21 protein-coding genes are annotated in these 23,709 nt (G+C 70.4%); 10 read left to right on the plus strand and 11 right to left on the minus strand.

Annotation, left to right across the window (positions count from 1 at the left end; genetic code table 11):
• Positions 1-27: 27 nt before the first annotated feature.
• The 4 genes from ACFUO4_RS29020 to ACFUO4_RS29035 all read right to left on the minus strand — a co-directional run bounded on the left by ACFUO4_RS29020 (position 28) and on the right by ACFUO4_RS29035 (position 4,853).
• A complete protein-coding gene (locus ACFUO4_RS29020) occupies positions 28-774 on the minus strand; it encodes a DUF6227 family protein (RefSeq protein ID WP_383490452.1) in 747 nt (248 codons plus the stop codon).
• A 234-nt stretch (positions 775-1,008) separates the two neighbouring features.
• Complete coding sequence (locus ACFUO4_RS29025) at positions 1,009-2,226, minus strand: Ig-like domain-containing protein (protein WP_383490454.1); 1,218 nt, start codon at positions 2,224-2,226, stop codon at positions 1,009-1,011.
• Positions 2,227-2,484: 258 nt separating this feature from the next.
• Complete coding sequence (locus ACFUO4_RS29030) at positions 2,485-3,513, minus strand: P1 family peptidase (protein ID WP_383490456.1); 1,029 nt, start codon at positions 3,511-3,513, stop codon at positions 2,485-2,487.
• Positions 3,514-3,614: 101 nt separating this feature from the next.
• On the minus strand, positions 3,615-4,853 hold the full coding sequence (locus ACFUO4_RS29035) for a low temperature requirement protein A (protein WP_383490458.1): 1,239 nt from the start codon (positions 4,851-4,853) through the stop codon (positions 3,615-3,617).
• Positions 4,854-5,081: 228 nt separating this feature from the next.
• Here ACFUO4_RS29035 and pflB point away from each other — a divergent pair, with 228 nt between their 5' ends.
• From pflB to ACFUO4_RS29050, 3 genes are all read left to right on the plus strand, one after another.
• Entirely contained in the window at positions 5,082-7,379 is a 2,298-nt protein-coding gene (gene pflB, locus ACFUO4_RS29040) for a formate C-acetyltransferase (protein WP_383490460.1), read from the plus strand.
• 155 nt (positions 7,380-7,534) lie between these two features.
• Positions 7,535-8,236 (plus strand): pyruvate formate-lyase-activating protein, encoded by a 702-nt coding sequence (gene pflA, locus ACFUO4_RS29045; RefSeq protein ID WP_383490753.1) that lies wholly within the window; start codon positions 7,535-7,537, stop codon positions 8,234-8,236.
• A 58-nt stretch (positions 8,237-8,294) separates the two neighbouring features.
• Positions 8,295-8,471, plus strand: a complete 177-nt coding sequence (locus tag ACFUO4_RS29050; protein ID WP_097265274.1) for a hypothetical protein — start codon at positions 8,295-8,297, stop codon at positions 8,469-8,471.
• Between the two features lie 46 nt (positions 8,472-8,517).
• Here the strand turns inward: ACFUO4_RS29050 and mscL are convergent, their stop codons facing one another.
• The 6 genes from mscL to ACFUO4_RS29080 form a co-directional block, all read right to left on the minus strand.
• Positions 8,518-8,991: a large conductance mechanosensitive channel protein MscL gene (mscL, locus tag ACFUO4_RS29055; protein WP_079312673.1), complete on the minus strand. Its 474-nt coding sequence runs from the start codon at positions 8,989-8,991 to the stop codon at positions 8,518-8,520.
• Between the two features lie 138 nt (positions 8,992-9,129).
• The gene (locus ACFUO4_RS29060; protein WP_383490463.1) at positions 9,130-9,666 is read right to left on the minus strand and encodes a hypothetical protein; all 537 of its coding nucleotides are present in this window, start codon (positions 9,664-9,666) and stop codon (positions 9,130-9,132) included.
• Positions 9,667-9,819: 153 nt separating this feature from the next.
• A complete protein-coding gene (locus tag ACFUO4_RS29065) occupies positions 9,820-10,653 on the minus strand; it encodes an S-methyl-5'-thioadenosine phosphorylase (protein WP_383490465.1) in 834 nt (277 codons plus the stop codon).
• A gap of 100 nt (positions 10,654-10,753) precedes the next feature.
• Positions 10,754-11,065: an FmdB family zinc ribbon protein gene (locus ACFUO4_RS29070; protein WP_079312671.1), complete on the minus strand. Its 312-nt coding sequence runs from the start codon at positions 11,063-11,065 to the stop codon at positions 10,754-10,756.
• Between the two features lie 68 nt (positions 11,066-11,133).
• Positions 11,134-12,426, minus strand: a complete 1,293-nt coding sequence (locus tag ACFUO4_RS29075) for an MFS transporter (protein ID WP_383490467.1) — start codon at positions 12,424-12,426, stop codon at positions 11,134-11,136.
• 352 nt (positions 12,427-12,778) lie between these two features.
• Positions 12,779-14,314 carry a potassium/proton antiporter gene (locus tag ACFUO4_RS29080; protein ID WP_383490755.1) on the minus strand — a complete coding sequence of 512 codons (1,536 nt, stop codon included), beginning with the start codon at positions 14,312-14,314 and terminating at the stop codon, positions 12,779-12,781.
• Between the two features lie 240 nt (positions 14,315-14,554).
• On the opposite strand from ACFUO4_RS29080, the gene ACFUO4_RS29085 reads away from it, so the two are divergent.
• Positions 14,555-17,311 (plus strand): penicillin acylase family protein, encoded by a 2,757-nt coding sequence (locus ACFUO4_RS29085; RefSeq protein WP_383490469.1) that lies wholly within the window; start codon positions 14,555-14,557, stop codon positions 17,309-17,311.
• A 141-nt stretch (positions 17,312-17,452) separates the two neighbouring features.
• On the opposite strand, the gene ACFUO4_RS29090 is transcribed toward ACFUO4_RS29085, so the two are convergent.
• Complete coding sequence (locus ACFUO4_RS29090; protein WP_383490471.1) at positions 17,453-18,052, minus strand: 5-formyltetrahydrofolate cyclo-ligase; 600 nt, start codon at positions 18,050-18,052, stop codon at positions 17,453-17,455.
• A gap of 132 nt (positions 18,053-18,184) precedes the next feature.
• Between ACFUO4_RS29090 and galU the strand changes: the two genes are divergently transcribed.
• From galU to glpR, 6 genes are all read left to right on the plus strand, one after another.
• Positions 18,185-19,087, plus strand: a complete 903-nt coding sequence (gene galU / locus ACFUO4_RS29095; RefSeq protein WP_079312666.1) for a UTP--glucose-1-phosphate uridylyltransferase GalU — start codon at positions 18,185-18,187, stop codon at positions 19,085-19,087.
• Between the two features lie 5 nt (positions 19,088-19,092).
• Positions 19,093-20,415: a gephyrin-like molybdotransferase Glp gene (gene glp / locus ACFUO4_RS29100; protein ID WP_079312664.1), complete on the plus strand. Its 1,323-nt coding sequence runs from the start codon at positions 19,093-19,095 to the stop codon at positions 20,413-20,415.
• 85 nt (positions 20,416-20,500) lie between these two features.
• Positions 20,501-20,980, plus strand: coding sequence for a cyclic pyranopterin monophosphate synthase MoaC (gene moaC / locus ACFUO4_RS29105; RefSeq protein ID WP_059196052.1), 480 nt, complete (start codon positions 20,501-20,503; stop codon positions 20,978-20,980).
• Complete coding sequence (locus tag ACFUO4_RS29110; RefSeq protein ID WP_383490474.1) at positions 20,977-21,513, plus strand: molybdenum cofactor biosynthesis protein B; 537 nt, start codon at positions 20,977-20,979, stop codon at positions 21,511-21,513. The genes moaC and ACFUO4_RS29110 overlap by 4 nt, the downstream gene beginning before the upstream one ends.
• A gap of 20 nt (positions 21,514-21,533) precedes the next feature.
• Positions 21,534-22,178 (plus strand): GNAT family N-acetyltransferase, encoded by a 645-nt coding sequence (locus tag ACFUO4_RS29115; RefSeq protein WP_079312662.1) that lies wholly within the window; start codon positions 21,534-21,536, stop codon positions 22,176-22,178.
• Positions 22,179-22,364: 186 nt separating this feature from the next.
• The gene (glpR, locus tag ACFUO4_RS29120) at positions 22,365-23,639 is read left to right on the plus strand and encodes a gephyrin-like molybdotransferase receptor GlpR (RefSeq protein WP_383490477.1); all 1,275 of its coding nucleotides are present in this window, start codon (positions 22,365-22,367) and stop codon (positions 23,637-23,639) included.
• Positions 23,640-23,709 lie beyond the last annotated feature (70 nt).

Consider the following 23,709-nt stretch of genomic DNA (forward strand, 5'->3'; position numbering starts at 1 on the left):
CTCACCCGCTCGCCACGCCGGCGCACGTCAGGAGACGCGCGCCGCCCGCCGCTCCATCGCGTCCCGGGCGGCGTCCTCGGAGACGTAGACCTCGCACATGTGCCGCCCGTCGGGCGTGGCCGTGTGCTCGACCTCCCACAGCGACACCTCCTCGCCGTCGCGCAGCAGGAACGCGTGCTCGTAGAGCGAGAAACACAGCCCGATACGTCCCGCACGGCACGGCCGCCCGAACGCCTGCGTGATCTGGTGCGCGAACGCGTTCGCCAGCAGCGCCGCCGTCTCCGCGCCCGGCCGGTCCGGGTTCTCGGCGCGGCGCAGGAGCCGGCGCGCGTGGTCCGCGGAGTCGTCGGGCATGTACGCGTGCCGGGGCGCGGGGATCGGCGACAACTGCACCGTCACCGGAAGCTCGAAGTCGGGGGTGTCCGCGGGCAACGGCAGCCGCGCCGTGGCCGCGCGCAGCTCCTCCTCGTCGACATACACCTCGTGCTGCGGCTCGCTGCCCGGTGCGGTGTTGTGGACGAGCTCCCACAGCGTGAGCGCGGAACCGTCGGCGAGCAGCCAGGCGTGGCGGTACGTCTCGCGGTGCAGCCCCGCGCTGTGGTGCGCGGAGTGCAGCGAGCTGTCGTGCGCCAGCGCGCAGTCGAGGCGCTGTATCACCTCGTCGGGGAGCTCGAAGGAGTTCAGCGCGCGGCCGAGGAGTCGCGCGAGGTGCTCCTCCGGAGACTCGGGCGACTCGCGTGGTTCGTACGCTGCCGTCTCGTACGGAACGCTCAAGGTTTCTCCCGGCGTTGCTGCATGTCACCTTGTGGGTGCATACCGTAGCCCCTCGGTCGGACATCATGTCCGGGAACCGAGAAAACGTGCGCACAGAAAACTCCCGGGCCGCGTGAGAAGTTCCCACGCGGCCCGAAGATCCGTCAAAAACAGCCGGTCAGACGGCACTTGGCGTGCAGCGGCAGCCGGACGGCGCACGGGCGCCCGAGGGGCGCCCAGGTGCCCCGTCGGCGCTCACACGGCGCTTCCCGCGGTCCACTCGCTCCACGACAGGTTCCAGCCGTTGAGCCCGTTGTCCGGCGCCACCGACTTGTCGGGGGAGTTCTTGACGATCACGACGTCCCCGAGGATGGAGTTGTCGTAGAACCACTTGGCGTTCGTCGCCCCCGAGCCGCCCTGCACGTCCTGCAGCCCCACGCAGCCGTGGCTGGTGCCGGTCCGGCCGAAGGGCGGATTGGACTTCTTGTACCAGTAGTTGCCGTGGATGAACGTCCCCGACTGCGTCAGACGCATCGCGTGCGGCACGTCCGGGATGTCGTAGGCGTTCTCGAGCCCGACCGTCCGGCTGTCCATCCGCAGCTTCTTGAACTTCTCGGAGATCACCATCTGCCCGTTGTAGGTGGTGAACTCCGGGCTGCCTGCCGAGATGGGCACCGACTTGAGGGTCTTGCCGTCGCGCACGACCGTCATGGTCTGCGTGTTCACGTCGACCGTGGAGACCTGCGACCGTCCGATCGTGAAGCTGACGGTCTTCTTCTGCACTCCGACGACGCCGTTCGCGCCCTTCACGCCGTCCAGGTCGATCTTCATCGTGACCTTGGAGCCGGCCTTCCAGTACTCCTGCGGCCGGAAGTCGAGCCGCTGCGACCCGAACCAGTGCCCGACCACCTGCTGCCCGCTGCTGGAGGAGACCGTGATGTGCGACTGCACGGCCTTCTTGTCGCTGATCGCCTTGTCGAAGCTGAACGACACCGGCATCCCGACGCCCACCGTCGTCCCGCCGTCCGGCGTGTACGTCCCGATGAAGCTGTTCGCCTTGCTGACCGTCGTGAACGTCGAGTCCGCTGAGACGGCGCGACCATCGGCGTCCTTCGCGGTCGCCGATATCTCGTACTTCGTGCCCCGCTCCAACTGCTCCTTCGGCTTCCAGCTCTCCCCGCCCGCGGCGAGCGTGCCCGGCACGTCCTGGCCCGTCCCCGCCACCTTCATCTTCACGCCGGTCAGCGCGCCCCCGCTGACCTTCACCCCGGTGGTGTTGATCGACGCGCCCGTCGAACCGTCCTTCGCCGAGATGACGATCTTCGCCGCCGACGTCTTCGGGGAGTCCCCGGCGCCCTTGCCGTCGTTCTTCCCGTCGGCGCCGCCGCCACAGGCGGTGAGGGTGAGGGCGCCGACCGCCAGGACGGCACAGGCCCCCAGTGCGCGCCGCTTTGCTATGTCCGGCGTTGTCACGAGCTGCTCCCGTTTCATGTGATGTGCGTGATCCGCTCCAGTGCGTGGACAAAGAGCGCATCCATGGCCGGTCGGGTTCCCTGCGAGCGCGCTGAACGCCATCGCGTGACACAACCGGGACAATCACCACACGAAATGAGCCACCCGCCGAGGCGCACCTCGCCACTGCGGCCGTGGGACGCCCCGCGCACCGGCGCAGCGGCGCACCCGCGCGGCGGCGCGGCGGCTCACACCCGAGGGCGCGGGCGACCACCCCCGTCACCGACCCCCGTACAACTCCCCGTACGACAGCCACTCCCCGCCCGGCCCGCTCACCGACTCGGCCGCCCGCACGGCGCGCACGATCGCGCGCGTCACCATGTCGGCGCCCGCCGCGAGAAGTTCGTTCAGCGCCAAGGGGTGCTCGGCGTCGAGCGCGCGCTGCCCCGTCGCCAGAGTGAACACCGTGTCGCCGTCGTTCAGGAGGTGCACCGGCCGCACAGCGCGCGCGATCCCGTCGTGCGCCGTGCCCGCGAGCTTCTGCGCCTGCGCCTTCGACAGGTCCGCGTCGGTGGCGACGACCGCGAGCGTGGTGTTCAGGAGGGGAGGCGCGTTCTTCGCCGCGATCTCGGCGAGGCGCCGACGTGCGGCCTCGTGGACGCGCGCCTCCGGGTAGTCCACGCGCCCCTGGAACAACTCCCCGTACAGAACGCCCGTTTCCGGATCCATCACGGACCCCGCCGCGTTCGCCACCACCAGCGCGGCCACCGTGATCCCCGACCCGAGCACGACGCTCGCGCTGCCGACCCCGCCCTTCATCGGCCCGACAGCGGCGCCCGTACCCGCGCCCACGCCCCCTTCCCGTACCCGCGCCCCGGGTGCGCTCGCCGCGGCCGCCTCCACCGCCGCCCGCCCCAGCGCCGCATCCGGCCTCGCCCGGAAGTCGCCGCCCCGCCCGAGATCGAAGACGCAGGCGGCCGGTACGACGGGAACGACATGCGTCGGGTCCGCCCCGACCCGCACCCCGCGCCCCTGCTCCTCCAGCCACGCCATCACGCCGGTCGCGGCGTCGAGCCCGTACGCGCTGCCGCCGGTCAACACGATCGCCTCGGCCTTCTGCACGACGTTGCGAGGGTCGAGGGCGTCGGTCTCCTTGGTGCCGGGCCCACCCCCGCGCACATCCACGGCGGCGACGGCGCCGCCTTCCGGGGGGAGCACCACGGTGGTGCCGGTCAGCCAACCGTCGCCGGTGCGCGTCGCGTGTCCCACGCGCACACCGGCGACGTCCGTCAGAGCGTCAACTGTCATGCCACCAGTCTCGTCCAGGCCGCACCGGCACCGCCCCATCCGCACCCGCACTGGCCCATCCGCGCGGCACCGGCACCGACGCCCGTACCAACGCCGGCACCTCACCCGACCGGTGCCGCTGCCGCCTCCCGGCTCTCCCGGGCCGCCATGCGCGCCGTCAGTGTCGTCCCCGTCGCCACCGCGATCGCCGAGACGACGCCGGCCGCGAGGACCGCCCAGTCGCCCAGGAACGTGCAGGCGATGACCAGCAGCGCCGTGACCGGCAGCACCAGCTGCTGCGCGGTGCCCACCTTGAAGTAGCGCGAGTGCAGGGCCCAGACGGTGAGGAGATACAGCGCCGTCGGCAGCGTCACGGCGGCCGACGCGGCCAGCGTGGAGATGTGCGCCTTGCCGACCGCCTGCTCGACCGCCACCTCCAGCCCGGCACCGATCGCGGCGGCGGAGGCGAAGATCAGGTAGTGGCCGTAGCCCCACAGGAACGCCTGCTTGTTGCTGCGCAGCCTGCCGTGGATCGGCACGACGAAGTAGATCCACCACGCCGCGAACACGATCAGCAGCCCGCCCGTGGCGATCGGCAGCAGTTCGCCGAGCGCGTCGTTCTCGTCGACGGCGGACTTCACGGCGATCGTCGCCGCGGCGATCGTCTCGCCGAGGACGATGATCGTGAACAGTCCGTACCGCTCGGCGATGTGGTGCGGATGCCAGGAGGTGTTGAAGTCCTTCTCCGCGTACACCGGCACGCACATCTCGATCACCGCCATCACGAGGAACACCCACGGCCTCGCCCCCTCGGGCAGAACCACAAGCCCCGTCCAGCCGACCATGCAAAGCAGCACGCCGGTGGCGTACCGCAGGGCCATCGTCCGCTCCGCGCCCTCGCTGGACAGCGCCACGCGTATCCACTGCGCGGACAGGGCGAGCCGCATGATCACATAGCCCAGCCAGACGGCCAGGAAGTCGTGATCCTCGAAGGCACGCGACACCCCGGCCGCGAGCACCAGCACGCCGGCGATCTGGACCAGGGTGACGACGCGGTACAGGACGTCGTCGTTGTCGTACGCCGAAGCGAACCAGGAGAAGTTCATCCAGGCCCACCAGATGGCGAAGAAGACCATGGCGTAGTTGAGGATGCCCTCACCGGCGTGCCCCTCGGCGATGGAGTGCACCAGTTGCACTCCTGCCTGGGCGATGGCCACCACGAAGCACAGGTCGAAGAAGAGCTCCAGGGGAGAGGCGACCCGATGGGCCTCGTCGCGCCCGCGGGCGCTGAGCCTCCGCAGAGGACTACGGGGGGCGTGCGCGTCGGAGGGCGCGGGGGACGGAGTCGAACTGGACGTCATGCGTCCAAGCACACCAGATACCGGCCAGAAATTCTTGTGAACAGATTCACAAGCAGTCTGAGGTCCAAAGGCCCGGAGGAAACGCCAGGTCAGCCGACTCTGCCGTCTTCCGGAGCGGGCGGGGTCGGGACGTTGGTCCCGAGGATCGGGACCAACGCGGCCCGCGGAGCCGCCCGCGCGGGCGTGCAATGGAGCCGTACCGACGAAGCGATGTGGAAGGTGCGGGCCATGACTGCCACCCCTGCGGAAACCACGACCGTCACTCCTGCCGAGGAAACGGCGCAACACACCTCGGCGCCGACGGACGCCTGGGCCGGCTTCCGCGGTGGGCTGTGGCGCGACGCCATCGCCGTCCGCGACTTCGTCCAGAGCAACTACGCCCCCTACGAGGGCGACGCCTCCTTCCTCGCCGGCCCGACCGAGCGCACCACCAAGGTCTGGAACAAGCTCCTCGCGATGTTCCCCGAGGAGATCGCGCGCGGTGTCCACGACGTCGACGTCAGCACCCCGTCCCGCATCGACGCCTTCGCGCCCGGCTGGATCGACCCCGACCTCGATCTGATCGTCGGCCTCCAGACCGACGCCCCGCTCAAGCGCGCCATCATGCCCAACGGCGGCTGGCGCATGGTCGAGAGCGCCCTGGACGCCTACGGGTACGAGGCCGACCCCGCCGTCCGCGAGATCTACACCAAGTTCCGCAAGACCCACAACGACGGCGTCTTCGACGCCTACACCCCCGAGATCCGCGCCTGCCGCTCCTCCGGCATCATCACCGGCCTGCCCGACGCGTACGGCCGCGGCCGCATCATCGGCGACTACCGCCGAGTCGCCCTCTACGGCGTCGACCGGCTCATCGTCGCGAAGCGAGCGGACAAAAGCGCTCTCGAAGTCGAGTGGCCGAGTGCGGAGGTGATCCAGGAACGCGAGGAAGTCGCCGAGCAGATCCGCGCCCTCGAAGAACTCAAGGCCATGGCCCTCTCCTACGGCCACGACATCTCCGGCCCCGCCCGCACCGGCCGCGAGGCCGTCCAGTGGCTCTACTTCGCCTACCTCGCCGCCGTCAAGGAGCAGAACGGTGCCGCCATGTCGATCGGCCGCATCGACGCCTTCCTCGACATCTACCTCCAGCGCGACATCGAACGCGGCCTGCTCACCGAGACCGAGGCCCAGGAACTGATCGACGACTTCGTCATCAAGCTCCGCATCGTGCGCTTCCTGCGCACCCCCGAGTACAACGAGGGCTTCTCCGGCGATCCCACCTGGGTCACGTGGTCCATGGCGGGCCTCGGCGAGGACGGGCGCCCCCTGGTCACCCGCACCACCTTCCGCGCCCTCAACACCCTCTACAACCTCGGCCCCGCGCCCGAGCCCAACCTGACCGTCTTCTGGTCCCCGCGCCTGCCCGACGCCTTCAAGAAGTACGCCGCCCAGGTCGCCATCGACACCAGCGCCCTGCAGTTCGAGTCCGACGACCTGATGCGCCCCAAGTACGGCGACGACACCGCCATCGCCTGCTGCGTCTCCGCGATGGCCATGGGCAAGCAGATGCAGTTCTTCGGCGCCCGCGTGAACGTCGCCAAGGCCCTGCTGTACGCCATCAACGGCGGCCGAGACGAGGTCTCCGGCAAGCCGGTCGTCGAGGGCTTCGAGCCCATCACCGACGAGTACCTCGACTACGACACCGTCCTCGCCCGCTACGACGCCATGCTCGGCTGGCTCGCGAAGACCTACGTCCACGCGCTCAACGTCATCCACTACATGCACGACAAGTACGCTTACGAGCGCCTCGAAATGGCCCTGCACGACCGGAAGATCCTGCGCACGATGGCGTGCGGCATCGCCGGCCTGTCGGCCGCAGCCGATTCCCTGTCCGCGATCCGGCACGCGCGCGTGAAGGTCGTCCGGGACGAAACGGGCCTCGCCGTCGACTACGTCGTCGAGGGCGACTACCCGGCGTACGGCAACAACGACGACCGGGCCGACGAGCTCGCCCGCTGGATCGTCCACGAATTCATGGAGAAGGTCCGCCGGCACCCGACGTACCGCGACGCCGTGCACACGCAGTCGGTGCTGACGATCACCTCGAACGTCGTCTACGGCAAGAAGACCGGCCACACCCCCGACGGCCGCCGCGCGGGCGCCCCTTTCGCGCCCGGCGCCAACCCCATGAACGGCCGCGACGAACACGGGTACATCGCCTCTGCGCTCTCCGTCGCCAAGCTCCCCTACGACGACGCGGAGGACGGCATCTCGCTGACCAACACCATCACCCCGGACGCCCTGGGCCGCGCCCCCGAGGAGCGCGTCGCCAACCTCTCCGGCGTCCTGGACGGCTACATGGCGAGCGGCGGCTTCCACATGAACGTGAACGTGCTCGACAAGGCGACCCTCGAGGACGCGATGGAGCACCCCGAGAAGTACCCGCAACTGACCATCCGGGTCTCCGGATACGCGGTCAACTTCATCCGCCTCACGCGCGAGCAGCAACTCGACGTGATCAACCGCACCTTCCACGGGTCGCTGTAAGGGAGCAGGGCGATGACCACGCTTCTTCCGCCCGCGCCGACCACGCCGGCGCCGGGCGGCGGCGCCTGCGCCGCGGCGGCCGCCCCCGCCACCCCCGCCGCCGCGGCGACGCGGCGACGCGGCGCCCGGCGATCGGCTCGGTCCACTCGTGGGACCTGTCGACCGGCGTCGACGGGCCCGGCACCCGGTTCGTCACGTTCCTGTCCGGCTGCCCCCTGACCTGCCTGTACTGCCACAACCCCGACACCTGGCGGATGCGCGACGGCAAGCGCACCACCGCCGACGAGGTGGTCGCCGAGGCCGGCAAGTACACGCGGTTCATCGCGGCGGCCGGCGGCGGTGCCACCGTCAGCGGGGGAGAGCCGCTGCTCCAGCCCGTCTTCACGGGCGAGCTGCTGCACCGCTTCAAGCACGAACTCGGCCTGCACACCGCCCTGGACACCTCCGGCTACCTCGGCGTCCGGGCCACCGACGCCCTGCTGCGCGACACCGACCTGGTCCTGCTCGACCTCAAGTCCTGGGACCGCGCCACCTACCGCAAGGTCACCGGCCGCCCCCTCGACCCCACCCTGGACTTCGCCCGACGCCTGGCCGCCCTCGGGAAGGAGATCCACGTCCGCTTCGTCCTGGTGCCCGGTCTCACTGACGCACCCGAAAACATCGCCGGCGTCGCCGCCTTCGCCGCCACGCTCGGCAACGTCAGCCGCGTCGACGTCCTGCCCTTCCACAAGCTGGGCGAGGCCAAGTGGCAGGCACTGGGACGGCCTTTCTCCCTGCACGACACCCCCTGCCCCACCCCGGAGCAGGTCACCTCGGCCAAGGGCGTCTTCGAAGCCCACGGGCTGTACGCCGTGTGACCCCGTACGGCGAGCGGAGCGGCCGGGGCGGGCGCCGCCGGGGCCGTACCCTGGACGCATGAGCACCGCCCCCGACCCCGAGCCGCGCGCCCCCAAGCCGTCGCTGATCTTCGACGACCCGCTGGACCAGCAGTCCTCGGACGACACGGACCGCGGCTGGGGCGAGCGCCCCGGTACGGACGGCGCGGCGGACCTGAAGCGGTTCCTCGACGAGAAGCCGCCCCACCACCTCTGAGCCGTCCGCCGCACGGCCCGCCACAGCCGGCGGGCCCTGGCGGCAGCTACCGCTCGTCGTGGCCCGAGCCGCGCTGCGCGACCAGCGCGTCGCGGATCTCCTTGAGCACCTCCAGCTCGGTGACCTCGATGATCTCGTGCGTCCCCTCCTTGGCCTTCCTGCGGGCCTCCTGGCGCGCCAGGTACTTCGACATCGGCAGCACCATCAGGAAGTACACGACCGCCGCGGTGATCACGAAGCTCAGCGTCGCGCCGAGCACGGTGCCCCACATGATCGGGATACCGCTCTGCACCGTGCCGTCCGCCGCGACCTTGCACGGGTCCTTCAGGCACGAGCTGTAGTTGTCGAGGTTCTTGGTCCCGATCGCCCCGACCAGCGGGTTGATCACGCCCTTCACCACCGAGTTGACGATGTTGGTGAAGGCCGCGCCGATGACCACCGCCACGGCCAGGTCGACGACGTTCCCGCGCATCAGGAAGGCTTTGAAGCCATCCCAGACGTTCGGCTTCTTCTCGCTCACCTAGGGGACTCTCCTCGCACGAACAGGTTGTGGAACAAACAGCTCCGCAACCTACGTCAACCGGAGGTGACCCTGTCCACTTGGGGAGCTCGAAAGGGGGACTTGACAGAAATCCGCGCAACAGGCGGATCACATGGCTCAACACAGCGTCACCGCCAGCCGTGCCGTCGCGCTCGCGCCCGCGAGGCGCGCCGCGACGGGCCGCGGCACCGAGAGCACGACCAGCGCCCCATTCTCAGCGGCGCCCTCCAGCGGCTCCGGCACCTTCTTCACCCGCGCCCCGCGCGCGATCACGTGCGCTTCACCGCCCGCCGCCGTCGACTCGGCGGCGATCACGTCGACCCGGTCGCCCGGCCGCAACAGCAGCACCGTGGCCCCGTCCGCGATACGCACCGGTGCCGTCACCATCTCGATGGCGCGCTGCTCCCGTACCGGCGCGGCCGCCGGGTGCCCGCGCGCCCCGTCCGCCTCGCCCGGGCCGGTGGCCAGCAGCGCGGCGGCCGTGACGGCGAGGCCCGCCGCGACGGCCCGCCTGCGATGCCGTACGAGCCTGGCCAGTGGATAACGCCCGCCCCGGACCCGCACGGGAGCGAAATGCGGCACCTCGCACGTGGCCGGGGCATCGGTGCCCGGCGGGCGCGGAACAAGAGGAGAAGGAGAAGGAGCGAAGGACACGGGACCACCACCTGTGACGAGGGACCGGTTTGCAAGGCCACGATGAGGCCTCGCGCCGAATCCAGCCGGGACAGGTGGACCACCGACTCGTTGTGGACAACTCCCTCACCCGAACGGGCAGTTCCGCCCTTCAGGCGCACGGGCCGTGCCGCGTCAGGGCAGTACGAAGCCCGGATCCATCCCGCCGAGGGCCGTTGTGCACAGGCAGTCCCGCTCCTCGTTCGCCGGCAGTGCGGCCACCGCGTCGAACAGCACGCCCCGCAGCCGGTCGACGTTGGCCGCGAAGACCCGCAGCACTTCGTCGTGCGAGACGCCCTCACCGGTCTCGGCGCCCGCGTCGAGGTCCGTGACCAGTGTCAACGAGGTGTAGCAGAGCTCGAGTTCGCGGGCGAGCGCCGCCTCCGGGTGGCCGGTCATGCCCACGACCGACCAGCCCTGGGCCTGGTGCCACAACGATTCGGCACGGGTCGAGAAGCGCGGCCCCTCGATCACGACCAGCGTCCCGCCGTCCACGGCTTCCCAGTCCCGCCCGCGCGCCGCCTTCAGCGCCGCCGTCCTGCCGGCAGGGCAGTACGGGTCGGCCAGCGACACATGCACCACGTTGGGCACATCGCCGCCGGGCAGCGGAAGCCCGTCGAAGTACGTTCCCGCCCGGGACTTCGTACGGTCGACCAGCTGATCTGGTACGAGCAGCGTGCCGGGCCCGTACTCGGGGCGCAGCCCGCCCACGGCGCAGGGACCGAGGATCTGGCGGGCGCCCACCGACCGCAGCGCCCACAGATTGGCGCGGTAGTTGATCCGGTGCGGCGGAAGATGGTGGCCGCGCCCGTGCCGGGGCAGAAAGGCGACGCGTCGGCCCGCCACGTCACCGAGGAAGAGGGAGTCACTGGGCGGGCCGTAGGGGGTGTCCACCTGGATCTCGGTCACGTCGTCGAGGAACGAGTAGAAGCCCGAGCCGCCGATTACGCCGATCTCTGCGTTCGCCATGACCAGCACAGTAGCTGCCCCCGGCGGTGGGCCGGACCGGGCTCAGGAAACACCGAGGACCCCGCCGTCGTACGACGACAGGGTCTCGCGTGAGGAGTCCTTAAGCGGCGGAGCTGCTGCTGGAGGAGGTGCCGCTGCTCGACGGCTTCGAGTCCGAGGACGACGTCGAGGTGGACGAGGACGACGTGGTGGACGTCGACGGCTTCGACGACGCCGGCGAGCTGCTCGACGAGGAGCCGCGGCTGTCGTTGCGGTAGAAACCGGAGCCCTTGAAGACAATGCCGACCGCGGAGAACACCTTCTTCAGGCGGCCACCGCAGTTGGGGCACTCGGTCAGGGCGTCGTCGGTGAACTTCTGCACCGCCTCGAGGCCCTCGCCGCACTCGGTGCACTGGTACTGGTAGGTCGGCACTTGTCTTCCTCCTGGCACTCTCACTCAATGAGTGCTAACGACGGTCCATAGTGACGTATTCCTGAGGATCAGTCCACCGTCACCGGCACGCGGTGACCGACGCCACGTGCGACCGTACGGCTCCGAGGGCGCGCCACGAGCCGTGAACGCAGGGTCAGAAGCGTCGCCAGGGCGAGCAGTGTGCCGATCATCGGGACCAGGAATCCTGCACCGTCCCAGAAGCGGTCCTCCAACTGCCCGGCGACCGTGACGGCGCCGGCCTGGCCGAGCGCCACCGCTCCGGTCAGCCAGGTGAAGGCCTCGGTCCGGGCGCCGGCCGGCACCAGGCTCTCGACCAGCGTGTAGCCGGTGATCAGCGCCGGCGCGATGGACATGCCGACCAGAAGGCCGAGCCCGGCCAGCGCGAGCACGGAGTGCGCGGCCCACAGGCCGGAGGCCGTCAGCGCGAGCGCCGCGTACCCGAGCACCAGGCGCCGCTGCGGAGCGACCTTCCACGCGATGGCGCCGCACGCGATGCCGGAGAGCATGTTGCCCGCGGCGAAGACGCCGTACAGGACACCGTTCAGGCCGGGCTCGCCGATCGACTCGGTGAACGCGGCCAGTGAGACCTGCATGCCCCCGAAGACCGACCCGATCCCCAGGAACGCCACGATCAACACGCGCACGCCGGGGACGCGCAGCGCGGAGGCGTGCTCCACGCGCGCGTGCCCGTCCACCGCGACCCGGGGCTGCGTGCCCTTCTGCGCGGCGAACAGCAGACCGCCGACCAGGGTCAGCGCGGCCTCCGTCATCAGGCCCGCAGCCGGGTCGACCGCGGTGCAAAGGGCGGTGGCCAGGAGCGGGCCGACGACGAAGGTCAGCTCGTCCGTCACGGACTCGAAGGCCGCCGCGGTGCTCATGAGGGGGGAGCCCTGGAGCTTCACGCCCCAGCGGGCGCGCACCATGGGGCCGATCTGGGGCACCGAGGCGCCCGTGGGAACGGCGGCGATGAACAGCGCCCACAGGGGCGCGTGGGAGAGCGCGAGCGCCGTCAGGGTCAGACCCGACAGCGCGTGCACCAGCACGCCGGGGATCAGTACGGTGCGCTGGCCGTAGCGGTCGGCGAGGCGGCCGCTGTAGGGCGCGAACAGCGCCATGGAGACACCGGTGACAGCGGCCGCGGCGCCCGCGGCGCCGTACGAGCCGGTGGTGTGCTGCACGAGCAGCACGATGGAGATCGTCAGCATCGCGAAGGGCTGGCGTGCCGCGAAGCCGGGGAGCAGGAACGTCCAGGCGCCGCGCGTGCGCAGCAGTTGCCCGTATCCGGGGCGGGAGGAAGCCGGCGAGTCCTTCGACGGCTCGGTGGTGACCGTGGATGCCACGGCCCGTGCCTTTCTGCCGCCTGGTAGCGCGCCCGTGCGGGGGCGCCGAGAGCTGTCCTCATGCGCGGAACTGCGGTAGATACCGGCGCCCACTGCGAGGGTGTCCCGGCCGCCATACGGTCGCGCCAGCTCTGCGTCAGGCAGAGTTGGTTCGATCAGGGTGCGCCTTCATCGTACAGGGATCAACGGGTGATGTTCCTGTGAAAACAAGCACCATGGGCGGCGTTCACCTGCGATGAGGGAGGGTGTGAACTGTGTGAAACGCGCCCTTAACGACATGATGCGCACTGAGGCGCGTAGCGCAGGCTCCCTCCGGGCGCCCCCGCGCACGCCCAGCCGTGCCCCGCTTCGGTCAGTGCCCCGGCGCCGCGCCGTTCGCCCCCAGCCAGCTGGCCAGCTTGCCCCCATGTCCCACGGCGCGCAGGCGCTTCTCCGCCGCGTCCCGGACCGGGTCCGTGGTGACGACGAGCAGTTCGTCCCCGCGGCGCAGCACCGTCGTGGGCAGCGGAACGAACGATTTTCCATCGCGGACGACCAGGGTGACAGCGGCCCCGGCAGGCAGCCGCAGCTCGTTGACCTCGACGCCGTGCATCTTCGACCCCTCGGGGATCGCGACGGACAGCAGATGCCCGCGCAGCCGCTCCAGGGGCGCCGACTCGATACCGAGATCTGCGGCCTCGGAGTCCTGGCCCAGGCGCAGCTTGCGGGCGAGCCAGGGGAGCGTCGGCCCTTGGACCAGGGTGTAGACGACGACCAGGACGAAGACGATGTTGAAGATGCGGCGGCTGCCGTCGACGCCGTTCACCATCGGGATGGTCGCCAGGATGATGGGCACGGCGCCGCGCAGCCCGGCCCAGGACATGAGGGTCTGCTCCTGCCACGGCACCCGGAACGGCACCAGGCAGAGCACGACGCTGAGCGGGCGCGCGACCATGGTCAGCACGAGCCCGATGACGAGCGCGGGCCACACGTCGTCGCCGAGTTCGTGCGGGGTGACGAGCAGGCCGAGCAGGACGAACATGCCGATCTGGGCGATCCAGCCGAGCCCGTCGGCGAAACCGCGCGTGGCGGGCCAGTGCGGGAGCTTGGCGTTGCCCATCACCATGGAGGCGAGGTAGACGCCGAGGAAGCCGCTGCCGTGCGCCAGCGCGCCCGCCGCGTACGCCGTCACGGCGATCGCCATGACGGCGATCGGATAGAGGCCGGAGGCGGGCAGCGCCACGTGCCTGAGCCCCCAGGAGCCCAGCCATCCGACCGCCAGCCCTATGGCCGCGCCGATGGCCAGCTCCAGGGCTATCTCGCCGATCAGCAGGTACCAGTGCTCGACGGGTCCGGCGGTGGAGAAGGCGACGACGAGGATGACGACGGGGGCGTCGTTGAAGCCGGACTCGGCCTCCAGCGTGCCGGTCACGCGCGCGGGGAGGGGGATTTTCCGCAGGACCGAGAAGACCGCGGCCGCGTCCGTGGAGGACACCACCGCCCCGATGATGAGCGCCTGCCGCCACTCGAGGCCGATCAGGTAGTGCGCGGCCGTCGCCGTGACCCCGACGCTCACCGCGACCCCGCCCAGCGCCAGCGCGGACGCGGCGGGCAACGCCGGCTTGATCTCCTTCCACTTCGTGCCCAGGCCACCCTCGGCCAGGATCACGACCAGAGCCGCGTATCCGATGACCTGGGTCAGTTCGGCGTTGTCGAACTTGATGTCGCCGATGCCGTCCTGGCCCATGGCGATGCCGATGCCCAGGTAGACGAGCAGGCTGGGGAGCCCGCTGCGCGAGGAGATCCGGACCGCTGCGACGGCGACGAGCAGGACGAGCGAGCAGACGAGCAGGAGCTGGTTGAGGTCGTGGACGGTCAGCGGCTGTTCCCTTCCCTGGCCCGCGGGCATCACGCGCGTGGGCTCACGTACATAGGACACGAAGTGGCGGGTCTCCGCACCCAAGTACTTCGTTACCTTACCTAACTCTTGGCGATTTCTTGACACTCCTCAAGGCAAGATCGAACGCCCGGCCATTCGGGTTGCCGACTCCGCGTCAAGTGGCGTCGGGCCCTGCGCCTATGGTTGCTCCAGCGCTCATTCAAAAGGACAGCCCGCCCTGCCGCTCGCGTTAGGACAGCAAGGACAGCGATGCCCCCCAACACCACCGCCTCATCGGGTCAGAAGCCCGGCAAGTCCGGCAGGAAAAAGGGGCGCAAAGCCCGTCTGATCGTCCTCGTCCTGGTATTGGCCATCATCGGGGGCATCGCCTACGGGGCGTACTGGTCCATCAGCACCGTCCGCGCCTCCCTGCCGCAGACCAAGGGCTCGATCACGCTCGAGGGCCTGTCGGGCCCGGTCGACGTGAAGCGCGACAGCTACGGCATCCCGCAGATCTACGCCTCCACCGACGAGGACCTGTTCATGGCGCAGGGCTACGTCCAGGCGCAGGACCGGTTCTACGAGATGGACGTGCGCCGCCACATGACCTCCGGGCGCCTGTCGGAGATGTTCGGCAAGGGCCAGGTCGACAACGACGAGTTCCTGCGCACCCTCGGCTGGGACCGCATCGCGAAGAAGGAGTACGACACCAAGCTGTCGGCCTCCACGAAGAAGTACCTCCAGGCATACGCCAAGGGGGTCAACGCCTACCTCGAGGGCAAGGACGGCAAGGAGATCTCCCTCGAGTACGCCGCCCTCGGCTTCACCAACGACTACAAGCCCGAGCAGTGGACGCCCGTCGACTCGGTTTCCTGGCTGAAGGCGATGGCCTGGGACCTGCGCGGCAACATGCAGGACGAGATCGACCGCGCCCTGATGACCAGCCGCCTCGGCCCCAAGCAGATCGCCGACCTGTACCCGGACTACCCGTACAGCCGCAACAAGGCGATCGTCCAGGAGGGCCAGTACAACGAGCTCACCCAGACGTTCGAGCAGGGCGGCTCCACGACCGCCTCAGGCTCCACGAGCGGCGCGACGGGCACCAGCGGCACCTCGTCCGCCTCCACGGCCCTCCAGGGCCAGCTGGCGGGCCTCCAGGACGTCCTCGACGACGTCCCCGCGGCCGTCGGTGTGAACGGCAACGGCATCGGCTCCAACGCCTGGGTCGTCTCCGGCAAGTACACGATCACCGGCAGCCCGCTGCTGGCCAACGACCCGCACCTGTCGGCCTCGCTGCCGTCCGTCTGGTACCAGATGGGCCTGCACTGCCGCACCGTCTCCAGCAAGTGCCAGTACGACGTGAGCGGTTACACCTTCGCGGGCATGCCCGGCGTCGTCATCGGCCACAACGCGAACATCGCCTGGGGCATGACCAACTCCGGTGTGGACGTCACCGACCTCTACCTGGAGAAGCTCAGCGGCAACGGCTACCTGTACGACGGCAAGACGCTGCCGTTCACCACGCGCGAGGAGACCATCAAGGTCGCCGGCGGCAAGTCCAAGAAGATCGTCGTCCGCGAGACCAACAACGGCCCTCTGCTCTCCGACCGTGACGACGAACTCGTCAAGGTCGGCAAGAAAGCCACCGTCGACGCCGCCGCACCGGACCGCGGCGACGGCTACGGCATCGCCCTGCGCTGGACCGCCCTCCAGGCGGGCACCACCATGGACGCCGTCTTCGCCATGGACAAGGCCGCCGACTGGAACGACTTCCGCGCCGCGGCCGCCCTCTTCGAGGTGCCGTCGCAGAACCTGGTCTACGCCGACAGCAAGAACATCGGCTACACGCTGCCCGGCAGGATCCCCACGCGCGCGAAGGGCGTAGACGGCTCCATCCCGCAGCCCGGCTGGGACTCCAAGTACCGCTGGACCGGCTGGATCAAGCAGGGTGAACTGCCCTACGAGTACAACCCGTCGCGCGGCTACATCGTCACCGCCAACCAGGCCGTGATCGACCCGGACAAGTACCCCTACACGCTCACCACGGACTGGGGCTACGGCACCCGCAGCCAGCGGATCACCGACCTGATCCAGTCGAAGATCGACGACGGCGGCAAGATCTCGACCGACGACATGCGCCAGATGCAGGTCGACAACAGCAGCGAGATCGCCAAGCTGCTCGTGCCGACACTGCTGAAGATCGACATCGACGACAAGGACGTCCGCGAGGCGCAGAAGCTGCTGGAGGGCTGGGACTACACCCAGGACGCCGACTCCGCGGCCGCCGCCTACTTCAACGCGGTCTGGCGCAACATCCTCAAGCTCGCCTTCGGCAACAAGCTGCCCAAGGAACTCCGCGTCGAGGGCCAGTGCCTGTGGGTCGAGAAGGCCGACAGCACCGGCCCGGTCGACGAGGAGACCAAGGTCCGCGAGTGCGGCCAGCGCGACCCCGACCAGGCGCAGCCGGACGGCGGCGACCGCTGGTTCGAGGTCGTGCGCAACCTCATGAACGACGAGAAGAGCGACTGGTGGAAGACGCCGGGGGGCGTCGGGGACCGCCCCGAGGCCACCAACCGGGACCAGCTGTTCAAGCGCGCCATGATCGACGCCCGCTGGGAGCTGACGGCCAAGCTCGGCAAGGACATCGACACCTGGAGCTGGGGCCGGCTGCACCGCCTGTTCCTGAAGAACCAGACCCTCGGCACCGAGGGCCCCGGGATCATCAAGTACATCCTCAACCGCGGACCCTGGAAGCTCAGCGGCGGCGAGGCCACGGTCAACGCGACCGGCTGGAACGCCGCCGGCGGCTACGGCGTCGTCTGGGTGCCGTCGATGCGGATGGTGGTCAACCTCGGCGACCTCGACAAGTCGAAGTGGATCAACCTCACCGGCACCTCCGGGCACGCCTACAGCGCCCACTACACCGACCAGACGAGCAAGTGGGTCAAGGGCGAGCTGCTGGACTGGTCCTTCACCAAGGACGCGGTCGACAAGAGCACGAGCGACACCCTGGTGCTCAAGCCGTGAACCGCTGAAGCGCGCTGAACACGAACAACCGAAGGGCCCCTCCACCCGCGTGTGGAGGGGCCCTTCGCGCACGCCGGGCGCGATGCACGAGTGCAGGGCGTGAATCAACCGCTGCACGCCCGCCGCACGCCCCCTGAGCGTTCAGCGATCCGCCGCCCGGGCGTCATCACGAAAACGGCGCACGCCGGACGGCGTCACCACCGCGTCCACCGGCCGGTCGTGCGCCTCCTCCGGGACGCGCTCGACGACTTCGGAGTCGTAGAGCAGCACCACGAGCGCGGGATGCGCACCCGCTCGCTCCAGGCGCGCGAGCACGCGGTCGTACGACCCTCCGCCGCGCCCCAGCCGCATGCCACGCGCGTCGACCGCGAGACCGGGCAGCAGCACCACGTCGGCGGCGGTCACGGCGTCGGGGCCCAGGCGGTCGCCCGCGGGCTCGAAGAGGGCCATCTTCCCGCCGTGCCGTACGCGCGCGAGAGAGCCCTCGCCCGCGTACGCGCCCCAGTCCAGGTCGTTGTCGGGCAGGAGCGCGGGGAGCAGGACGTGCACGCCCCGCGCGCGCAGCGCGTCCAGCAGCGCGAGCGTGCCGGGCTCGCTCCCCACTGAGACGTACGCCGCCACCGTGCGCGCCTGCGCCAGCTCGGGCAGCCCGAGCGCCCGCTTAGCCAGCGCGTTCGCCGTTTCCCGCAGGTCATCGGCCGTCAACCTGCTTCTCACCGAGAGGAACTCTCGCCGCAACATTCGCTTGTCAGGCTCGTCAGGACGTCCGAGGTGACTCACAGTCCGCTCCCTAATCCTTTCAATAGGCTCATAACAGGGTTAATTAACCGGAGCCTCAGATTCCCTGCAAAGGCACCGGATAAGGTTGCGGGCATGACTCAGTCGCACCCTCGGATCAGCAAGGCTGTCATCCCAGCAGCAGGCCTCGGCACCCGGTTCCTGCCGGCCACCAAGGCCACTCCCAAGGAGATGCTGCCGGTCGTCGACAAGCCGGCGATCCAGTACGTGGTCGAGGAGGCCGTCTCCGCGGGCCTCGACGACGTCCTCATGGTCACGGGCCGCAACAAGCGCCCCCTCGAGGACCACTTCGACCGCAACTACGAGCTGGAATCCGCCCTTCAGAAGAAGGGCGACGCCGGACGGCTCGCGAAGGTGCAGGAGTCCAGCGACCTCGCGACGATGCACTACGTCCGCCAGGGTGACCCCAAGGGCCTCGGCCACGCCGTGCTCTGCGCGGCCCCGCACGTGGGGCACGAGCCGTTCGCCGTCCTCCTCGGCGACGACCTGATCGACCCGCGCGACCCGCTGCTCAAGCGGATGGTCGAGGTGCAGGAGCAGCACGGCGGCAGCGTCATCGCCCTCATGGAGGTCGCTCCCGAGCAGATCCACCTCTACGGCTGCGCGGCCGTCGACCCGACCGACGACGGCGACGTCGTCAAGGTCCACGACCTGGTCGAGAAGCCCGCCGCTGCCGACGCCCCGTCCAACTACGCGATCATCGGCCGCTACGTCCTCGACCCGCACATCTTCGACATACTCCGCAAGACCGAGCCCGGTCGCGGCGGCGAGATCCAGCTCACCGACGCCCTCCAGCAGCTCGCGGCGGACGAGAAGGTCGGCGGCCCCGTGCACGGCGTCGTCTTCAAGGGCCGCCGCTATGACACCGGCGACCGTGGCGACTATCTGCGTGCCATTGTCAGACTCGCGTGCGAACGTGAAGACCTGGGCCCGGACTTCCGGACCTGGCTTCGCAGTTACGTAGCCGAGGAGATGTAGCAACGTTGAGCAACGCCGCGCCCCGCACCACCGGCCAGGACCACCTCTGGTCGGTGGACGAACACCTGGAGGACATCCTCGCGACCGTCCGCCCCCTCGAACCCATCGAGCTGCAACTCCTCGACGCCCAGGGCTGCGTCCTGGTCGAGGACGTCACGGTGCCGGTCTCCCTGCCGCCGTTCGACAACAGCTCCATGGACGGGTACGCGGTACGGGTCGCGGATGTCGCGGGCGCGAGCGAGGAGTTCCCCGCCGTCCTGGACGTCGTCGGGGACGTCGCGGCGGGCCAGGCCGACCTGCTCCACGTGGGCCCCGGCCAGGCCGCCCGCATCATGACCGGCGCCCCCCTGCCGCCCGGCGCCGAAACCGTCGTACCGGTGGAATGGACCGACGGAGGCCTCGGTGAGGGACCCGTGACCGGGATGCGCGCCCGCGCACTGGCCCCCGAGGGCGCCGAAGGACACGTGCACGTGTACCGGCCCGCCGAGGCACGCGCGCACGTACGCGCCAAGGGCAGCGACGTGAAAGCCGGCGACCGCGCCCTCGAAGCCGGTACGGTCCTCGGCCCGCCGCAGATCGCCCTGCTCGCCGCGATCGGCCGCGGCACCGTACGCGTGCGCCCGCGCCCGCGCGTGGTCGTCATGTCCACCGGCAGCGAACTCGTCCAGCCCGACGAGGACCTGGGCAGCGGCCAGATCTACGACTCCAACAGCTTCGCCCTCACCGCCGCCGCCCGCGACGCCGGCGCCATCGCCTACCGCGTGGGCGCCGTCGCCGACGACGCCGAGACCCTCCGCGACACCATCGAGGACCAGCTCGTCCGCGCCGACCTGATGGTCACCACGGGCGGCGTGAGCGTCGGGGCGTACGACGTCGTCAAGGAAGCCCTCTCGCACGTGGGGGACGAGGACGAGGCGGGCAGCGGCATCGACTTCCGCAAGCTCGCCATGCAGCCCGGCAAGCCCCAGGGCTTCGGCTCCATCGGCCCCGACCACACCCCCCTGCTGGCGCTGCCCGGCAATCCGGTGTCGTCGTACGTCTCCTTCGAGCTGTTCGTGCGCCCCGCGATCCGCACCCTCATGGGACTGGACGACGTCCACCGGCCGCGTACGCGCGCGAAGCTGACCTCGGGCAAGGCGCTGACCTCGCCCAAGGGGCGCAGGCAGTTCCTGCGCGGGACGTACGCCGACGGCGCGGTGACCCCCGTCGGCGGCGCCGGCTCGCACCTGGTCGCGGCCCTCGCGCACGCCGACGCGCTGATCGTCGTCCCGGAGGACGTGGAGAGCGTCGAGCCCGGCACCGAGGTCGAGGTGGTCCTGCTCGGCTGAGTGCTCCTGGTTGGCGGTACCGTGTCGCGCACAGCAGGCCCCTGCGCCGCACCGCGAAGGGCCGAGACCGGGAGCGCCACACAGCATGAGTACGCAGGACCGACTGACGCACATCGACGAGGCGGGCGCCGCCCGCATGGTCGACGTATCCGAGAAGGACGTGACCGCGCGCACCGCCCGCGCCAGCGGCCGCGTCCTCGTCTCGCCCCGCGTGATCGAACTGCTGCGCGGCGAGGGAGTCCCCAAGGGTGACGCCCTCGCCACCGCGCGGATCGCGGGGATCATGGGCGCCAAACGCACCCCGGACCTGATCCCGCTGTGCCACCCGTTGGCGGTGTCCGGTGTGAAACTGGATCTGTCGGTCGCGGACGACGCCGTGGAGATCCTCGCCACCGTCAAGACGACGGACCGCACGGGCGTCGAGATGGAGGCCCTCACCGCGGTCTCCGTCGCCGCGCTCACCGTGATCGACATGGTCAAGGCGGTCGACAAGGGAGCGGTCATCACGGACGTGCGTGTGGAGGAGAAGACAGGCGGCAAGTCGGGCGACTGGAGCCGGGCGTGAGCGCCGGGGCGCATGACGTCGAGCGCGCGCCGTACCGCGCGCTGGTCGTGACCGCCTCCAACCGTGCCGCCGCCGGCGTCTACGAGGACAAGGGCGGCCCCCTCGTCGCCGAGGGACTGAAGAGCTTCGGTTTCGCCGTCGAGGGGCCCCAGGTCGTGCCCGACGGCGATCCCGTGGAAGCGGCCCTGCGCGCCGCCGTGGAGGCCGGTTACGACGCCGTCGTCACCACCGGCGGCACCGGCATCTCACCCACCGACCGCACTCCCGAGGCCACCCGCAGGGTGATCGACCATGAGGTGCCGGGCATCGCCGAGGCCATCCGGGCGTTCGGACGGGAGAAGGTGCCGACCGCGGCTCTCTCGCGAGGGCTGGCCGGGGTCGCGGGACGCACGCTGATCGTCAACCTGCCGGGCTCCACCGGCGGGGTGAAGGACGGACTGGCCGTCCTGGAGACTTTGCTGACCCACGCCGTCGACCAGATCCGCGGCGGCGACCATCCCAGACCCGGCGCCGGTAATGGGGGTGTGAGCTGAACAGCCCATCCTGGCCCGTCGTGCTCGCGGACGGCGATGTCGTCCTGCGGCCGATAAAGATGCGCGACCAGCGGGCGTGGCGCGAGGTCAACCGGCGCAACCGCGACTGGCTGCGCCCCTGGGAGGCGACCATCCCGCCGCCCACGCCCAGCGGGCCGATCGCGCACCGCCCGACCTACCGGCAGATGGTGCGTCATCTGCGCTCCGAGGCGAACGCGGGCCGGATGCTGCCGTTCGTCATCGAGTACCAGGGGCGGCTCGTCGGGCAGTTGACCGTCGCCGGGATCACCTGGGGCTCGATGTGCTCGGGGCACGTCGGCTACTGGGTGGACGAGTCGGTGGCCGGCCGTGGCGTGATGCCGACGGCGGTGGCGCTGGTCGTGGACCACTGTTTCCGGGCCGTCGGTCTGCACCGCATCGAGGTCTGCATTCGTCCCGAGAACGGGCCCAGCCGACGCGTCGTGGAGAAACTCGGATTCCGTGAGGAGGGCCTCAGACCCCGTTATCTCCACATCGACGGAGCCTGGCGTGACCATCTCGTCTTCGCGCTCACGGCGGAAGAGGTGCCGGAAGGGTTGCTCGCACGGTGGCAGCGGGCACGCTCACAGAAGGCGCCGCACCACACGCCCGGGAACCCGCAGAACACGCCGGGGAATCCTGCATAGACCCGGGAAATTGAATATATGTTCGAGAATGATCGGTCGGTGACCGTCTCAGGGCATTAAATTCGCGCCCTCGGCGGCCTGCTGATCGCATCGGTCACAAAAAAAGCTCGAAATATCAGCCAGATCGTGCGACACACCGGCCCAATTGGCGGATGGCCTCACGCAAACCCCTCTACCGTGTGAGGCGTGAGCAGCAGCGGCCTCATCTACGCAGTCATTGTCGGGGCCTGGGCCGCCTACTTGGTGCCGATGTGGCTCCGTAGGCAGGACGAGCTGAACGAGGCCCGTCCGACGGAACGCTTCAGCACCGCCATCCGGTTGCTGTCCGGACGGGCGGGTATGGAGCGCCGGTACGCCAAGGACCTGCGGGCGCGCTCCACCGAGGAGGGGGAGCCCAGCGCCGTCGACCCGGATGCCGTCACCGACTCGGTGGACGTCCGGGCCTTCGCCATGCCTCCGACGCGCCCGCAGGCGCGCGCGGAGATCCACGCACGCGCGGAAGCGCCGGCGTCCGGGCGCAGGGAATCGGTGCGCGAACCGGCGCGCGAACGGGCAGCCGAGCCGGCGCCCGCATCCGCGTCCGCACCGGCGCCCGCATCCGGATCCGCGCCCGCGCGCAGACCCGTGCCCACCCCCCGGCGCACCCCCTCGGCCGAGGCCGCCGCGGCGCGCGCCCGGCGCACGAAGGCGCTCGCGCGCCGGAGGCGCACCACCGTGGCGCTCTTCCTCGCCTTCACGCTCGGCGCGATCGTCGCCGCCGTCGGAGGACTCGCGTTCCTCTGGGCGCCAGGCGTGCCCGCGGTGCTGCTCAGCGCGTACATCGCCTACCTGCGCTCCCAGGAACGCCGCCGGTTCGCCTACCAGATGGACCGTCGGCGGGCGGAGGCGGCGGCGCAGCGCCTGAAGGAGCGTGCCCGGCAGCCGCGCAGGCGGCCGTCCGCGGACGCCGCCGCCGACGCGGACGAGCCGGACGAAGGACCAGAACCCGAGCAGCAGGACGCCGGGCTGTCGGCGCTCGCCGCCGACCGGCGTGCACTCGTCGAGCAGACCGATCACGCCGAGTGGGTCGACCAGCAGCGTGAGCGGCAGCGGCGGCCGGGGCACGGGGACAGCTGGGAGCCGGTGCCGGTGCCGTTGCCGACGTATGTGACCGCGCCGGTCGCTCCGCGGGCGACGGCCGACGTGGATCTGGGGGCGCCGGACGCGTGGAGCTCGGCGCGGTCGAGTTCGGTCGCCGGGGACCGGGAGGCGCGTGCCGGACAGGACGGCTCCGGCTCGGACGCGGCGCCGGGAGAGGCGCCCCGCGCGGAACCCGCCGAGGCCGCAGAGGACAGGGCGGACGGAGGCGGGCGCAGTGACGCGCGTCGGGCCGCGTCCGCGCGGCGGGCCCGGGAGCGGGGGCGTACGCCGCTGTTCGACCAGTACGAGGACGGGGAGCGGCCGCGCGCGGCCAACGAGTAGCCGAGGAAGCCCCCACCTGTGGGTTGCCGCTCCGGCAGGGCAGGAACGGATTTCCAAGCACCCCGATCGG

The organism is Streptomyces sp. NPDC057280 (assembly GCF_042668605.1).
Classification (GTDB): domain Bacteria; phylum Actinomycetota; class Actinomycetes; order Streptomycetales; family Streptomycetaceae; genus Streptomyces.

What these genes read in the sequence shown, in the direction of transcription:
- pflB (WP_383490460.1), top strand. Translation starts at nt 5,082, where the DNA reads ATGACTGCCACCCCTGCGGAAACCACGACCGTCACTCCTGCCGAGGAA.
- moaC (WP_059196052.1), top strand. Translation starts at nt 20,501, where the DNA reads ATGAGTACGCAGGACCGACTGACGCACATCGACGAGGCGGGCGCCGCC.
- ACFUO4_RS29030 (WP_383490456.1), bottom strand. Translation starts at nt 3,513, where the DNA reads ATGACAGTTGACGCTCTGACGGACGTCGCCGGTGTGCGCGTGGGACAC.
- ACFUO4_RS29050 (WP_097265274.1), top strand. Translation starts at nt 8,295, where the DNA reads ATGAGCACCGCCCCCGACCCCGAGCCGCGCGCCCCCAAGCCGTCGCTG.
- ACFUO4_RS29080 (WP_383490755.1), bottom strand. Translation starts at nt 14,314, where the DNA reads ATGCCCGCGGGCCAGGGAAGGGAACAGCCGCTGACCGTCCACGACCTC.
- galU (WP_079312666.1), top strand. Translation starts at nt 18,185, where the DNA reads ATGACTCAGTCGCACCCTCGGATCAGCAAGGCTGTCATCCCAGCAGCA.
- ACFUO4_RS29035 (WP_383490458.1), bottom strand. Translation starts at nt 4,853, where the DNA reads ATGACGTCCAGTTCGACTCCGTCCCCCGCGCCCTCCGACGCGCACGCC.
- ACFUO4_RS29090 (WP_383490471.1), bottom strand. Translation starts at nt 18,052, where the DNA reads ATGTTGCGGCGAGAGTTCCTCTCGGTGAGAAGCAGGTTGACGGCCGAT.
- ACFUO4_RS29085 (WP_383490469.1), top strand. Translation starts at nt 14,555, where the DNA reads ATGCCCCCCAACACCACCGCCTCATCGGGTCAGAAGCCCGGCAAGTCC.
- ACFUO4_RS29065 (WP_383490465.1), bottom strand. Translation starts at nt 10,653, where the DNA reads ATGGCGAACGCAGAGATCGGCGTAATCGGCGGCTCGGGCTTCTACTCG.